Here is a 14,803-nt window from a genome sequence, read left to right as displayed (position 1 = left end):
GTCATCCCCATATCTAAAAACGAATAGACTATTCTATGATCTGGTAGATTCACTTGTACATAGTCTCATATTAACAGATTACATGCATGAAAATATATGAGAAATATGCTTTAAATTGATTTAAACATCTATCAGATGAACAATAGCGTAAGACCAATGAAATTTTATGATTTTCACTTTACTATAGTAGAAGAAAGAAGAAGGTTTACTCAAAAAAATGATAGAAAATTAATAGGAGCGTCATTATCAGCCCGTTCTTCTTTATGTTAATGTTCATGATCAGTTTAGTAAATAATAACACCAAAGTACTTGATCGGATCGAATTTCATTGACTCCTATTTAATTCAAGAGAAGTTAAAGTGCAAGATACAGGGTTCAATCAGGGCTTAATTTCGCATTTGCTTATAATTTTATCCACACTATTTCTTTTAATAATTACAAATAATCTTTCAAAAACCCTGAATAAGATATTATGCGAAATAATACGTATGGGAGGAATGTATGTTATAATATCCCTGTTTTTACATGTGTTTTCTTATTTCTAGTAGGAGTGTGAACTAAATGTCCACAGGAACCATTGAAGCAAATAAAAAGATTCTCCAGAAAATATTTTCAGAAGATTTTTGGTTTCTAATACCTGAATATCAGCGCTCATATGTGTGGCAAACTGATAACATCACTGAACTATTAGATGACTTATATTTTGCTTTCATTAATAAACCAGAAAGTGAATACTTCCTCGGCTCGCTTGTACTTAAGAAATTTAAAGATAGCTCTTTTCCCGAGTACGAAGTCTTAGACGGTCAGCAAAGATTGACAACATTTTTTATAATGATGGCTGTTCTAAGAGATATGATAATAAATCAAAAAAACAAGGATACATTGCACAGGAAAATTTTTCAAGAAGAAAATTCATTAGAAAGTATACCATCTCGAACCAGAATTACTTATAGAATAAGGGACAACGTTGAAGACTTTATTCAAAATTATATTGTAAAAATAGATGGGACGAATTCTTTTAGTGAATTACAATCCAAAATAGTAAATGTTAACGTTTCTATATCTAATATGTCTAATGCTATATTACAAATGCATAAACAGTTCTCTACAATGGAAGAAAATTGTAACCTTGAAGAATTTATAAAATTTATATTTAATAAGGCAATATTTATTTATGTATCTACAGAGAATACAGAAGATGCTTTTCGACTCTTTACAATTCTAAACAATCGGGGCATTCCTTTAACTAATGCGGATATATTAAAATCACAGAATATTGGAGCGTTATCCAACGAAAAAGAAAAAAACAAGTATGCAACAATATGGGAAGAAATTGAAGGGAAGCACGGAGATGATTTTGATCGTTTCTTACAATTCTTACGAACAATTTTAGTACAAGAAAAAGCTAGAGCTAACCTACTGGAAGAGTTCAATGATAAGATTTATCAAATTAAGTCACCCAAAACACCACTTCTTAGCTTAGGTAAAGATACGTTAGACTTTGTTAACAGATACAATGATATATATGAATCAATTATTGAATTACAAGATGAAAATCTAAGTAATAGTATTAAAAATTTACTTACTGTCATGAAAATAGGATTGCGTTCTGAAGATTGGATACCACCACTGATGCACTACTATGCTAAATTCGGTATCGAAAAATTAGAATTATTTCTTAGAAAATTAGAATATAAATTCACTGGGGATTGGGTCTGTGGTATTTCACCTACAGTACGATTAGATGCAATGAATAACATACTTAAGGAAATAGATAAAACTAATGAAAACAATTTAAACGATTTATTAAATCACAGAAAATTATTCTATGTTGACCCTGAAGAACTAAGAACCAATATTGAAGGAAGTATTTACAAAAAACAGTTCGCACGACACTTACTTCTAAAAATCGAATATTTATCTGGGGACAATACGGTACATTTATCAAATTATCAGTATATTACTGTCGAACATATTCTACCGCAAAATCCTCAAAAAAATAGTCAATGGCTAAATGACTTTACGGAAGGTGCTAGAGGTTATTGGACTGATCGAATAGCTAATCTTGTATTAATCAGTAAAAAGAAAAATAGTGCTTTGAGTAATCATGATTTCATAACTAAAAAACAAATTTACTTAAAAAAGAGAATTGATGCTTTTAGTGCGAATAAAGTCTTCATTGAACAGAGTTCAGTATGGACTCCTAAGGTCTTAGAGGAACGTCAGACTTATCTTATAACGCTCCTCTCAAAATCAATATAGTAGATTATCAGAATAATACTTCTAAATATAACAAGACTATTCCGGGATTCCGTAAGTCATTCAAGAATATCTTAGACTTAATTAACAACACGTGCTATTAATCTAGGTGTAGACAGCTCATGAATAGCTCGAAAAGCCACCAACAGACCTGTTCGTGGCTTTCTTTTTTCATATCAATATTCTATTATGTTGTAAGTTTCGCATACACCAGGAAGAATAACATGTCTTCGCCCATGATGACATAGCCTGGAACCCGGTAGACCAGATCTACAAGGACAAATGCCACCAGCAGCCCTACCATCACCGCCAGATGACGTGGCCGGAGTCGTAGATGTGCGTGTCTGTAACGGTGGAACACAAGGGAGGTCGACAAGAAATACAGTAGTGCTGATCCAAATACAAACCCTATCATGAACACATAGTTTAACTGATTCTGATATAACAGCTGAATCGATGCAGCGATCATGCTCATAGAGATGTAGATGAACAGATGGCCGTATATGATCGCTTGCCCGGCAGTCTGAATCTCTTTGCTGACCTTTTTCTCCACGTTGTCGAAGTACTGCCACCACATCGCAATGACAAAGATGGACGTAAAGGCGGCAAACAAGATGGATTTCATGTCCCAATGATCGGCTTGCAGCACAGCGATAATGCTCACCACCGATTCACCCAGCAGGATAAGTGTAAAGAGTGCAAAACGTTCCAACAAGTGATGGGTCTGAACCGGTACCTTCACCAGGTTTTTGCGTCCGATCAGCGGAAGTACGATATCCACAGCAATACCCGCATACAAAATCACGTATCGTAACCAGGAATCGAAGAACAATGAACCTGATGAGATCAATATGCCAATAAGGAAACAGATACCCAAGTAACGAGCCGCTTGCTGCTGATGCTCGCTTTTTGACTTGTGAGCCGTCAGATACTGAATGGCCGTAAACGCCCGTGAACCGATATACCCGATGAAGAAGGAAAGATAGTATTGGTCAAAATGGGTAGAGAGGCTCGCCGTCATGACCATCACGGACAGGAGCTGAAGGATGAGGAATATTCGATGGATCAGGATATCCTGACCATAGCGATTAATAAACAAGGTCTGACCGACCCATGCCCACCAAACAGGGATGAAAATAAGCACAAACTTCATTAAATATTCAAACGTTATTACTCCGTGTTCGGCATGCAACAAGACATGACCCGCTTTGGAGACCGCTGCTACAAAGAGCAGATCGTAGAACAGTTCCAGCCAGGTAACCTTTTTCTCCATCATCCTTCAATGCTCCTTTGGTTTTTCATTTACACATACACTCCGATGACAGAATAACCCTCCAATCGCTGTTATCCCCTCTTATTAATTCGCAGCTGTAGCAGGTACGAGCGTTCTTACCACGATCGGTTGCAGATTATCCTCAATTTGAGGGCGGTATTTCTCAAACCACTCTGGCAGCATCAATTTTTGTCCAAGCGAATCAGCAGGTTCATCTTTGGCAAAGCCCGGAGGATCGGTAGCAATCTCGAACAGAATGCCGCCAGCTTCTCTGAAGTAGATTGCGTTAAAGTACTGACGATCCCGAACAGGAGTCGGTTGGTATCCGTAATCACGTACAGCTTCGCTCCACTGTGCATGCTCTTCATCGTCTTTTGCGCGCCATGCAATATGGTGCACGGTTCCTGCGCCGCCCATACCCAGAGGTATACGGGTCACTGGAACATCTACGACATTACCGATATCCCCGCTGGACCGGAAACGAGCATACTCATCATTTTCACTCACTCTGACAAATCCCATGATTTTCTCAAGAGCATCCATCGTTCTTTGCGGATTAACACTGAACAGGACAGCACCGCCGAAGCCTTTGATCGCTTTATCTGTTGGAATCCCTTCGTGCGCCCAAGTGCTGGTTGCTCCTTCTTCACGTTCAACTAGTTCAAGCCGCAGGCCTTCGCTATCTTCGAATTGAAGCAGCTCTTCATTGAAGCGACTTGTTTTGGTTACCTCAATGTTATACTGTTCCAGCCGGTTCTGCCAGAAGCCAATCGACCCAGGAGGAATGACATAGGAAGTGATGCCGACCTGACCTCCGCCAATTTTGCCCCGTGGTGATCCAGCCGATGGGAAGAAGGTAATGATGGTACCCGGGCTTCCGTGTTCGTCTCCAAAGTACAGATGATATACATCAGGTGCATCGAAGTTAATTGTTTTTTTCACGAGACGAAGTCCCAGAACTCCGGCATAAAAATCAACGTTGGCCTGTGGATCGCCTGCGAAAGCTGTAATATGGTGAATACCTGCTGTTTGAATAGTCATGATTAATTCCTCCTTGGTGTGGTAAGCATGTTTAAATTGATTAGGTGTTAGAGATATTTGAGTTAGTTAGTTGATTTATAGTAATTTGTATTATCTTTAAATTAAGATATATGGTCTAGCAAATAATATGCTAGTCGTTATTTTGATTGGCCTGTTCTTGTTTCAATTTATCAGGAGTCACGTCATCGCCGTTTGGATCATAGATGGTTGCATTCAGCAGAATGTCGTTGACCGAACCGCGAAAAGTTTGCAGATATTCCTTGCGAAGACGAGCCTGTTCCTCTTTCTCCATCTCCGTCAATCCGCCCTCTTTGGCTTTTCTTGAAAGTTCATTTATTCTGGTCAATGTTGGGATCATCATCTTGATCTCTCCTCATGTAATGGATTAAAGATATTTGTTCTTGGCTGTTATTTATATTTAAATTAAATATCTTAAGTTAAAGATAAATGATTTGTGAGCGGTTGTCAACTCTTTTATAAAAATTAAATTACTGCCCCCGTTCCTCTGCTCTACTCCATGTTGCTTTAACTATGAATCCAGACAAAAAAGGGCTAGCTCCGCATTAGTTTCACTTACTACGAACCTAGCCCTACATGTATTTATTTGATTAACCCAGCTTTTGACCACAATTTGGACAGAAGTTGGCTCCTTCATTTTTGGCTCCACAGTTCGGGCAGAAGTTTGGCTTCTTGTTGCCTTCTGTAGATGAAGAGTTACCTGAATCACCGTTGCTATTTCCCGCTGGCTTCTGGTCGTTATTCTGATTTTGGGACGAACCCGCATTGTTGTTCTGATTCTGGCCTTGATTCTGGTTCATGTTTTTCATCATTTCATTGGCCATGTTCATACCCATCATCATGCCCGCCATATCCGAAGCTGCGCCGCCGCCCTGTACTTTACCGGATGAGATACCATCTGTCATGCTAACCTGCTGATATTTTTGCAGATTACCAATCATCTCATGCGAAGCGGTCTTCGTAATCATATCCTGAATCTCTTTTGGATAATTGAAGCTCATTACTTGGAAACCGGTAATCCCAATGCCGATGTCCATCATCTGCATATCCAGATCTTCCTGAATCCCCTTGGCAATATCTGATGCATTGGCCTGCAGGTTGAACATATCCTTCCCTTCACGGCTAATCCACTTCATTAAAAGTTGATCCAGCACAGAAGTGATTCGGATTTTGACATCCTCCACCAGATAACTCTGCTTAATGCCTGCAATCTTATCGATCAGAGTGACATAGTCACTTACTTTAAAATTAAATGTGCCGTTGGCCCGAATCGGCATCCCACCCGGGAGTTGTGCTGTTGGAATCAATACCGGACTTTGCGTGCCCCAGCGCACGGTGAACTCTTTCGTATTTACAAATAGTACTTCGACCCGCATGCCGCTGTTGAATCCGAATTTGAACCCTTTTAAGGTAGAAAGGAACGGAATGATCTCGGAATCAATATTAAACGATCCTTCGTCCTCGAAAATGCCTTCCACTTTACCGTTATTCAGGAAAATGGCGTCCTGACCCGAACGGATAATGAGTTTACTCCCCTTCTTGATCTCCCGGTTGCTCCACTTCCAAAATATCATGTCATCTCTGAACTCTTCCCATTCCACCACATTCGAAAATTGATTTCTGAAAAATCCCATATTCGTTTCCATCCCTTCTATATTAACATAATTCGCAGACTCCGTTACTAAAACGAACCTCTACTTCCACTGTGTGAATGACCGCCTCGGGAGGTACCTCCACCTCCACCGCCTCCACCGTTGTTATTGTTCTTCTCGATTTTGCGCTTGGTTACGGTTGTACGGATGTAACGATCCTGACGATCAATTACACTGGAATTGCTTGAATCCTCATAAGTCGCACGATTGACCGTGACACGTCCCCCGGAACGATAAGTCATCATACCAACAACAATACCGCCAAGGACCACAGATACTCCCAACTGAAACCAGCCGTTGAACAAAATATTGTTCGGATTTACACCGGGTTCATACCCCATATATTTGTAAGAGAGCTCAATATATTTCTCAAATGCGAGTTTATAATCCCCACTAGACAAGTCAGAAGTAATTCGCGTACGAATAGCATCAAGCCGCTGATCGCTCAGATATTCTTTTGCCTTATAAAATCCAGCCAGATACACTTCGCGATTATTCATATCCATCGTCAATATGACAGCATTACCAAATTTCTTATCGTACCCTAACCCCTGCTCATCATAAAAATCTTCCGTTAAGAGCATAACATCCTGATTCTCAACATTATTCGTTGTATAGATAACAAAGTCCGTCTGCCGTTCCGCGCCATACTGATTCGCAAGTAGATTCAATTCACTTTTCTCCTGCTCACTCAGCAGGTTGGCCTCATCATAGATGAGGTTTTTGCTCTCCGCTGCGGATGCCGATGACATGGGAAGCGACGGTGCGACAAGGTTTATCATAAGTAAAATGAGCGTAGCTATCACGGCCAGAGGGGTTCTTTTCATCATAAGAATCCACCTCCCATCATCCAGGAAACCAGCTTCAGTGACAGCAATGAGACCGCAGAGACTCCTGCGAACCATCCGGCCACTTTGGCTTTGCTGATCGGCGGTTTACCGACCACTTTACCTGTCTGACCATTCATGGCAAAGGTATACTGTGCACGATTATAGTCATAGTTGACCATCCACACCGGGAGCAGCACATAGTCCGCATGTTTGAGCTTGGTATCAATCTGTTTGTCCGTGTAGCTCACGCTGCTATATCCGGATACGGTGGAGGCAATATAAGAATCAATGTACGATCTCGTTTTATCCTTGGCCCGTGGAAAAAGTTCTTCGTCCGTATAACTGTATTTTTCCGCAATGTACCCCGCCAGATACGGGGTCTTGAACAATTTCAGCTGGTTATATGGGAAAGGCTCCAGCTTATCCATCAGCTCATCCTTCATTTTCTCCGATGCATCAATGGGCAGATTCACGTAATTCAGCCGAATTCTGCGGTATATATCGAAATGCTGTGTTTCCGTGTAATGGTAGTCGCCCTGGGTGTAGGACCTGACCTTGGTGCCACGACCATGCACTTCGATTTTGTTATGTAACTCATACAACCAGAACGGCACGTACATGCCGGTAATGCTCTGAATCCGATCGGCGGACATGAAGCCACTTGGCGTTAACAGGCCGTTTCTGCACCACTTTTTGAAAGCCTGCTTGGCTTGGTCCTTGTTAATCGAAAAGGGAATCACCATCGCGGGGGCCAGGTTGCCCGTCAGCCGATCACTCAGTACAACCGCTGCACCGCAGAAGCTGCATGTCGTCGCACTGGTCTCCGGCTCCGTCACGATGTCAGCTCCGCAGCTGTTACAGTGGTATTCCTTGACCTCATTTTCGGTAAACACTTGTCTCTTCAACGGATCTGGGATCTGCTCTATGTTGTCCTGGCGGCCGCAGCTGGGACAGGACAATGCACCTGACACACTGTCAAAGATCATGCCACTCCCGCAGTTGGGACATTTATATTCAATAACCGGCATCTGCTCACCTCAATGTTAACGAAATGGTATAACGTATTACTTATTCTTCAACTTCTCCTGAATCGCTGCGAGTTCTTCCTCCGCACTTGGCGACGCACTCTCATTATTACCCGTATCTGCGTTCATGTCCCTCTCCAACTGGGCTATTAATTCGTCCAAGTCATCTTCCTGTGCCCCAGCGCGTAGTTCTGCCAAAGCCTCTGCTTCGTTCAGCGCCTGATTCGCCTTGTCTTCCATGGCCTTCAATGCAGCATCAGCTCTGCCCGCAGATGCATTCCGTTCGTTGGCCTGTTGCTGAGCCTTCGCATCTGCCATTCGGCCTTTCAGTTCTGCATGCCGCGCTTCCAGTTGCCCCAAATCTGCAACGAGCTTGTCATTCATATGCTTCATCATCTTGGCTTTGGCGGAAGCCCGTTCATAGGCAGCCTGCAATTCGTTCATTTTGTCAGCCAGCTTCACTTTCTTCTCCAGAAAACCACGTGCCTTGTCTTCGTCTCCCGACTCCGCTGATTTCTCAGCGTACCGCTGTAATTTCTTGACCTCGGCACTGCACTCATCCAATGCTCGCTTCGCCCGGCTCTCATCTGACAACACCGCTGCTGTCTCGGCCTTCACCTGACCCAGATCACTGCTCAGGCTGCGCATATACTCATTCACACTCTTCTCCGGGTCTTCCGCCCGAGACAGCATGTGGTTCACATTGGCCTTCATCACGTCTCTAAACCTCGATAAGATTCCCATGACTTGTTCCTCCTCCGAAAAGTTCATATGTATACTATAATACATGAATACGGCGACATACGTTTCACATTTCACGATGGCAAGTGGAGTTAATACGATCCAAATCCATACTATAATAGCGTAATATAAGAAAAGACGAGCACTTATAGTGTCGCCTGATGACCTTATATAAACTCTACAGCTCCCTACCTAACTACGGTTCAACCAAAAGACTCTCCACCGCTGTGAAAAACACATCCAACAGCTCAACGTTATACGTCGTGCGGACGTATTCTGTGATTAGAGCTACATCCTCTTCCCTCTGATACTCCAAACATGGACGGCCCTCACTCCACAGCACCCTGCACGGGAACTTTCCGACAACATCCTTAATGATGTGATCCGGTTCAGCCACTTTATGAATATCTCCCATATGAAATTTCCTCATTTCTCTATACTTATCGTGTGCAATTATCCATTAATTTTGAAATAGTTAAGGATTCGATTCAGTGCACTTCATCACATTCAACTCGAAGAGTTATGGCGACATACCCCTTAGGTATTTTTACAGGCATGGCCGTGTTGGTTCTCCCATAGGTGCCATTCATCCGCAAGTTGGCTATAATAAGGGGATCAATGATTTCTATAAAAGGCAGGAAAATTATGCGTACACGAGTTCACTTTATCGCTCCTTACGAATCGATGATTCCTATTATACAAGAGTGCATTCCTCGTTTTCCCCAGTTGGCCATTCAGACGGACGTGGGCGATTTGGCGAACGGTGTGGAATTAGCAACCCAAGCTGAGAAAAACGGTGCGGAGATTATCATCAGCCGCGGCGGAACCGCCCAACTGATTAAGAAAGCAGTGACCATTCCCGTCATCGATGTGCAGCTATCAGGCTATGATATGATTCGTTCGCTTACACTGGCAAGCCAATTTAACGGCCAAACAGCCATCGTTGGCTTCTCCAACATCACCTCTGGTGCACAATCGATTATTGATCTGATGGATCTGCCCCTCAAGGTCTATACCATACATAGCTCGGAAGATGTGGCACGATTGCTCTTGGAGTTGAAGGCTTCTGGTTACCGCCAGATTGTCGGGGATGTGATCACCGTCAACACCGCGAAGACCTATGGTCTGGAGGGATTGTTAATCCAATCTGGCCAGGAATCTATCCTTAGAGCCATGGAGGATGCGCAGCTGGTCTACCGTTATTTGAGCAAAAATCATGCGATATCGATCATACTGAATGACCTGGTTACACAGGAACATCCCAATTTACTTATTTTAAATGAACGGAATGAAGTCGTATTCGAGAACCTGACCGATTTTGAGAAAAATCCGCTAACCGATAATCATATGTATCTGACCAACACCAGCCTGGATTTCCATCAATCCCAGATCCAAAATGTGTTTATCGTGGACGATTACCAGCTCACGGTTAACGCCTATGAAACGACCCTGGACAACAAGAGCTACAAGGTATATATGCTGGAAAAAGGACAACCTTATGCCTTTGCACAATTCGGCATAACAACGTTCACGGACGCATCGATGGAACCTATCGTTGCAGAATCCCCTGCCATGCAGGCGGTATTGAAGAACATTCGGGCACTCTACGAGCATCATGAACCGATCTATCTGCTGGGTGAAGCGGATTCCGGTAAATCTTTTCTGGTCAAACATATTCATCAGATGTACTCCGGTGGTGGGCTGCTATTACAGATTGATCTCACGCAAGTTCCGCCCGGTCATTTGCACAAGATACCACTAGCCAAGGTTCGGAATGTAGAGATTAACCGTATGGAAGCACGTATGGAAGATGAGGAGTTGCTCTCTTTTATCCAGAGCTGCCTTCAAAGCCAGATTGGCGTGTTTATACTCGGGGAGCAGGCATTGAACCCCCTATGGTCACTCGACTTAGAGCTTAATACGATCATGATGCCAAATCTTGCGGATAGACCAGAGGATCTGGCTCCACTGATGCAGCATTTCCTTACGGGTTATTACCAGAAATACGGAACTACTGCGGTGAGAATAAAAGAAGATGCACTACAGCTGATCCGGGATCAGATCACACATATGAATGTCAACCAGTTGAAACATTTGATCAAGCAGGCTGCACTCAATGAACAGGAGTATGTAATTACCACCGCTACCTTGTCTCGTTTACTGGATCAACAACCTCTTTCAAGCCAAATGAAGTTGAATGGAACTCTGAAGGACATCGAAAAGGAAGTTATTCAGTTCGTGCTCCAGGAGGAAAATAATAATCAATCGAAGGCCGCAGAGCGTCTGGGGATTAACCGGGCCACATTATGGCGTAAACTTAAAGATTAACTTTAAGTTTACGTCTTTTTTCTCGCCTTTATGTGTTGCATTTTTAAACAGTTACGTATGTATTTTAAATTTACAATAATTTAATGTTGCTATATTAAACGATATGGGATAACATAATCCCTGCAAGCGCTTCATAAAAACGATTACTTCATAAGGAGCTACTACTATGAACATTAAAGCAACTTTAGATCGCATCCCTGGCGGTATGATGGTCGTTCCTCTGTTACTCGGTGCAACCATTAATACATTCTTCCCAAATGCCTTGCGCATTGGCGGATTCACGGAAGCTCTCTTCGTTAACAGTTCCAGTACATTGATTGCACTGTTCCTGTTAATTGCCGGTACACAGATTACGTTCAAAACAGCTGGTTCGTCCGTCGGCAAGGGTGTTACCTTGCTTGTCGTCAAGTGGGCGATCGGTGCAGCACTTGGTCTCGTTGCCATTTTGTTTGCAGACTCAAGCGGGTTATTCCTGGGTCTGGCCCCACTTGCCATTATCGCTGCGATGACCAACTCTAACGGTGGTCTTTACATCGCACTCGCTGGTCAATACGGTAAAGAAGATGATAAAGCAGCCTATCCATTCCTCGCGCTCAGCGATGGTCCATTCCTGACCATGGTAGCGCTCTCCATCTTCGGTGCAATGGGTTTCGCCAACGGCATGTTCTCTCCCATGGCATTCGTTGCTGTATTGCTTCCGCTCATCGTTGGTGTCATTATTGGTAATCTGGACCGCAATCTGGCGGAGTGGCTGCACAAAGGCAGCGACAAACTTGTTCCATTCTTCGCCTTCTCACTGGGTATGGGAATCAACTTCTCCTCGATTATCCAAGGTGGACTTGGCGGAATCATGCTTGGTGTTCTGACCGTACTTCTCACAGGCGGAATTGGATACCTGCTCTTTAAAGCCATTGGCTGGAACCCCATCGTTGGTGCTTCCGAAGGTTCAACCGCTGGTAATGCGGTAGGTACACCTGCTGCCATCGTGGCTGCTAATGCTTCATTTGGCCCGATTGCCGAGATTGCTACGGTGCAGATTGCGGCGAGCGTTGTTACTACAGCCATCCTGTTGCCGATCTTCATCGGGTTCCTCTCCAAACGACTGGAGAAATCAGGTGGAGTCGAGAAATACAATCAACGACCAAGCACATAAAGGGTTTGCTCCTGAACTAATGTGCTTAATCTGTGCTTAATGGATGATCTGAACGGACTTTTTATTAAATTGTGCTTACAAAGGAGGGATGACTGCATGAAATTAGCCATTATTGCAGATGATTTGACCGGTGCCAATGACAGCGGGGTGCAGCTTGCCCGTCATGGCTTGAAAACCAGTGTTCTTTTTAATATGGATGAAGGCCCTCTTACACGTTACGATGCCGTCGTCTTTGATACAGATAGTCGTTCCATATCCTCACAGGAAGCGTATAACCGTGTATATCAGGCTGCTGAATTGCTGAAGAACATTGGGTTTGAGACGATTTTCAAAAAGATGGATTCGACCATGCGTGGAAATATCGGCATCGAGATTGATGCCCTGTATGATGTCGTCAAACCTGATTTCATGATGATCGCTCCGGGTTATCCAAAAAATAACCGTACCATCCATGAGGGGATTCATTATCTGAACGGCGTTCCGCTCGCGGAAACCGAGATTGCGAATGATCCAAAGACGCCCGTAACTCTTTCCTACCTTCCGGACCTGCTGAAACAACAGACGAATTATGAGGTGGGCGAAATAACGGTTGCTGATCTGGACGTTGGCCAAGGTCACATTCAATCGAAACTAGAACATTTTAAGCAAAATAACATTCCATATGTACTCGTAGATTCTACAGAAGAACGGCATCTGGAGATGATCTTGCAAATGACTCGCGAGCTGGATTATACCTTTGCCTGGGCAGGGTCTGCTGGCATTGCCAACTACCTCCCTGCTCACTTCGAGCTTGAATCCAAGTCCACCGAACTCACGATACCCGAGAATCCCGGTCCGATCCTGACGGTTGTGGGTAGCGTAAATAAAAACTCCCGCGAACAATTGTATCGCTTGCTGCGCCAATCTAAGATTGCATCCGTTTCATTCCACTCCTTCAAAGCAGTATCCGCAACCGCAGATCGCGCGGAAGAGATGGAACGTGTCTATAACGAGGTCCGAGACAAAGCACTGGAAGGACAAGATGTCGTCCTCTACTCCACCGCAGAACAAGTGGATATCGAACTGGCACGGGCAACGGGCGAAATTCGAGGTCTCAATCACACGGAAGTCAGCAACGAAATCGTACTTGCGATGGGTGAGATCTGTGCCAGATTGTTGGAAGAGGGACTTTTCAAAGGGGTGTCCATGACCGGTGGCGATACGGCAAAACAGATCTGTCTGAAATGGAATATTAGCGGCTTCGAGCTGCTGGATGAGCTTGAAATCGGCGTGCCGATTTCCAAGTTCATCGGGATTGATGATCTGCATGTGGTTACCAAAGCAGGCGGATTCGGCAAACCCGATGTCTTTATCCATGCGATTCAAAAATTAAAAGGGGGTATTCTTGTATGAAACCTACAATTGGAATTACAATGGGCGACGCAGCAGGTATTGGACCGGAGATTATTATGAAAGCACTGGGTCATCAAGAGATGTACGATCAGTGCAATCCACTCGTTATCGGTGATGCGAAGATTCTGGAGCGTGTGTTGCCAGTCATCGGCTCAAGTCTGAACGTTAACGCGATTCAAGAGCCTTCCGAAGCCAAGTATGAATTTGGTACCGTGGATGTGATTGATCTGAATCTCGTTCCTGCGGATCTCGAATACGGTAAAGTATCTGCCGTGGCTGGGGATGCAGCTTTCCAATTTCTCGCCAAAGCCATTGATCTTGCCAAAAAGCAGCAGATTCATTCTATCTGCACCGCGCCTTTGAACAAAGAAGCTTTGCATCAAGGGGGGCACCTGTACCCGGGACACACCGAAATTTTGGCTGACCTGACGGATACGCAGGACTTCTCGATGATGCTGACCACGCCTAATCTTAGAGTTATTCACCTGACTACACACATGGGTCTGATCGATGCTATTGCGAGTATTAATCCGGAAAGAACCTACACCGTCGTGAAGCTAGCTCATGATACGCTGAAAAAAGCAGGCTTTGAGAATCCGCGCGTTGCCGTATGCGGAATCAATCCTCATGCCGGAGAGAACGGCTTGTTCGGTAATGGAGAAGAAGAAGAGAAGCTGCAGCCCGGCATTGAGCGTGCACAGCAGGAAGGCATTAACGTGGTTGGTCCACTCCCGGCGGACACACTCTTCTTCCGCGCTGGTCGCGGTGACTTCGATATCGTCGTAGCCTGCTACCACGACCAAGGCCATGCACCGATCAAAGTAATGGGCATCGAGGAAGGCGTGAACATCACTGTTGGCCTGAAAGGTGGTATCATCCGTACGTCTGTTGACCACGGTACAGCCTTCGATATCGCTGGCAAAAATATTGCCGATGATAAAAGCATGCTGGCTGCCATCCGCTCTGCTATTGAACTGGCGCCAAAGGATCAAGTTTAATTATTTTCTAGATATATATACTTCTGACGTAATATATACATTAGAAGGAAAAGGCAATCCCTTTGTAACTTTAGAGGGTTTGCCTTTTTTGTA

The 14,803-nt window shown here is 43.9% G+C and carries 13 protein-coding genes; 5 read left to right on the top strand and 8 right to left on the bottom strand.

Going from position 1 to position 14,803, the window contains the following annotated elements; all coding sequences use genetic code 11:
* Positions 1 to 561: 561 nt before the first annotated feature.
* Complete coding sequence (locus MKX75_RS01155; protein WP_339168055.1) at positions 562 to 2,262, top strand: DUF262 domain-containing protein; 1,701 nt, start codon at positions 562 to 564, stop codon at positions 2,260 to 2,262.
* Between the two features lie 184 nt (positions 2,263 to 2,446).
* Here MKX75_RS01155 and MKX75_RS01150 read toward each other — a convergent pair whose 3' ends face one another.
* The 8 genes from MKX75_RS01150 to MKX75_RS01115 all read right to left on the bottom strand — a co-directional run bounded on the left by MKX75_RS01150 (position 2,447) and on the right by MKX75_RS01115 (position 9,254).
* The gene (locus MKX75_RS01150; RefSeq protein WP_339168053.1) at positions 2,447 to 3,535 is read right to left on the bottom strand and encodes a low temperature requirement protein A; all 1,089 of its coding nucleotides are present in this window, start codon (positions 3,533 to 3,535) and stop codon (positions 2,447 to 2,449) included.
* Between the two features lie 81 nt (positions 3,536 to 3,616).
* Complete coding sequence (locus tag MKX75_RS01145) at positions 3,617 to 4,573, bottom strand: ring-cleaving dioxygenase (RefSeq protein ID WP_339168052.1); 957 nt, start codon at positions 4,571 to 4,573, stop codon at positions 3,617 to 3,619.
* Between the two features lie 130 nt (positions 4,574 to 4,703).
* On the bottom strand, positions 4,704 to 4,931 hold the full coding sequence (locus MKX75_RS01140) for a DUF896 domain-containing protein (RefSeq protein WP_076333539.1): 228 nt from the start codon (positions 4,929 to 4,931) through the stop codon (positions 4,704 to 4,706).
* 250 nt (positions 4,932 to 5,181) lie between these two features.
* The gene (locus tag MKX75_RS01135; RefSeq protein ID WP_339168050.1) at positions 5,182 to 6,225 is read right to left on the bottom strand and encodes an SPFH domain-containing protein; all 1,044 of its coding nucleotides are present in this window, start codon (positions 6,223 to 6,225) and stop codon (positions 5,182 to 5,184) included.
* 47 nt (positions 6,226 to 6,272) lie between these two features.
* A complete protein-coding gene (locus tag MKX75_RS01130; RefSeq protein WP_339170284.1) occupies positions 6,273 to 7,070 on the bottom strand; it encodes a TPM domain-containing protein in 798 nt (265 codons plus the stop codon).
* Positions 7,070 to 8,101: a TFIIB-type zinc ribbon-containing protein gene (locus tag MKX75_RS01125; RefSeq protein WP_339168049.1), complete on the bottom strand. Its 1,032-nt coding sequence runs from the start codon at positions 8,099 to 8,101 to the stop codon at positions 7,070 to 7,072. The genes MKX75_RS01130 and MKX75_RS01125 overlap by 1 nt, the downstream gene beginning before the upstream one ends.
* A 36-nt stretch (positions 8,102 to 8,137) precedes the next feature.
* Entirely contained in the window at positions 8,138 to 8,842 is a 705-nt protein-coding gene (locus MKX75_RS01120; RefSeq protein ID WP_339168048.1) for a PspA/IM30 family protein, read from the bottom strand.
* Between the two features lie 193 nt (positions 8,843 to 9,035).
* Positions 9,036 to 9,254 (bottom strand): hypothetical protein, encoded by a 219-nt coding sequence (locus MKX75_RS01115; protein WP_339168047.1) that lies wholly within the window; start codon positions 9,252 to 9,254, stop codon positions 9,036 to 9,038.
* Between the two features lie 230 nt (positions 9,255 to 9,484).
* On the opposite strand from MKX75_RS01115, the gene MKX75_RS01110 reads away from it, so the two are divergent.
* The 4 genes from MKX75_RS01110 (at position 9,485) to pdxA (ending at position 14,710) form a co-directional block, all read left to right on the top strand.
* A complete protein-coding gene (locus tag MKX75_RS01110) occupies positions 9,485 to 11,167 on the top strand; it encodes a PrpR N-terminal domain-containing protein (protein ID WP_339168046.1) in 1,683 nt (560 codons plus the stop codon).
* 166 nt (positions 11,168 to 11,333) lie between these two features.
* On the top strand, positions 11,334 to 12,320 hold the full coding sequence (locus tag MKX75_RS01105) for a 2-keto-3-deoxygluconate permease (protein WP_339168044.1): 987 nt from the start codon (positions 11,334 to 11,336) through the stop codon (positions 12,318 to 12,320).
* 96 nt (positions 12,321 to 12,416) lie between these two features.
* Complete coding sequence (locus MKX75_RS01100) at positions 12,417 to 13,712, top strand: four-carbon acid sugar kinase family protein (protein ID WP_339168043.1); 1,296 nt, start codon at positions 12,417 to 12,419, stop codon at positions 13,710 to 13,712.
* A complete protein-coding gene (gene pdxA / locus MKX75_RS01095; RefSeq protein WP_062837729.1) occupies positions 13,709 to 14,710 on the top strand; it encodes a 4-hydroxythreonine-4-phosphate dehydrogenase PdxA in 1,002 nt (333 codons plus the stop codon). The genes MKX75_RS01100 and pdxA overlap by 4 nt, the downstream gene beginning before the upstream one ends.
* Positions 14,711 to 14,803 lie beyond the last annotated feature (93 nt).

Source organism: Paenibacillus sp. FSL R5-0341 (assembly GCF_037975235.1).
GTDB classification, from domain to species: domain Bacteria; phylum Bacillota; class Bacilli; order Paenibacillales; family Paenibacillaceae; genus Paenibacillus; species Paenibacillus amylolyticus_A.
The sequence above is the reverse complement of the archived record's forward strand: the minus strand, read 5'-3'. Positions and strand labels throughout refer to the sequence as shown.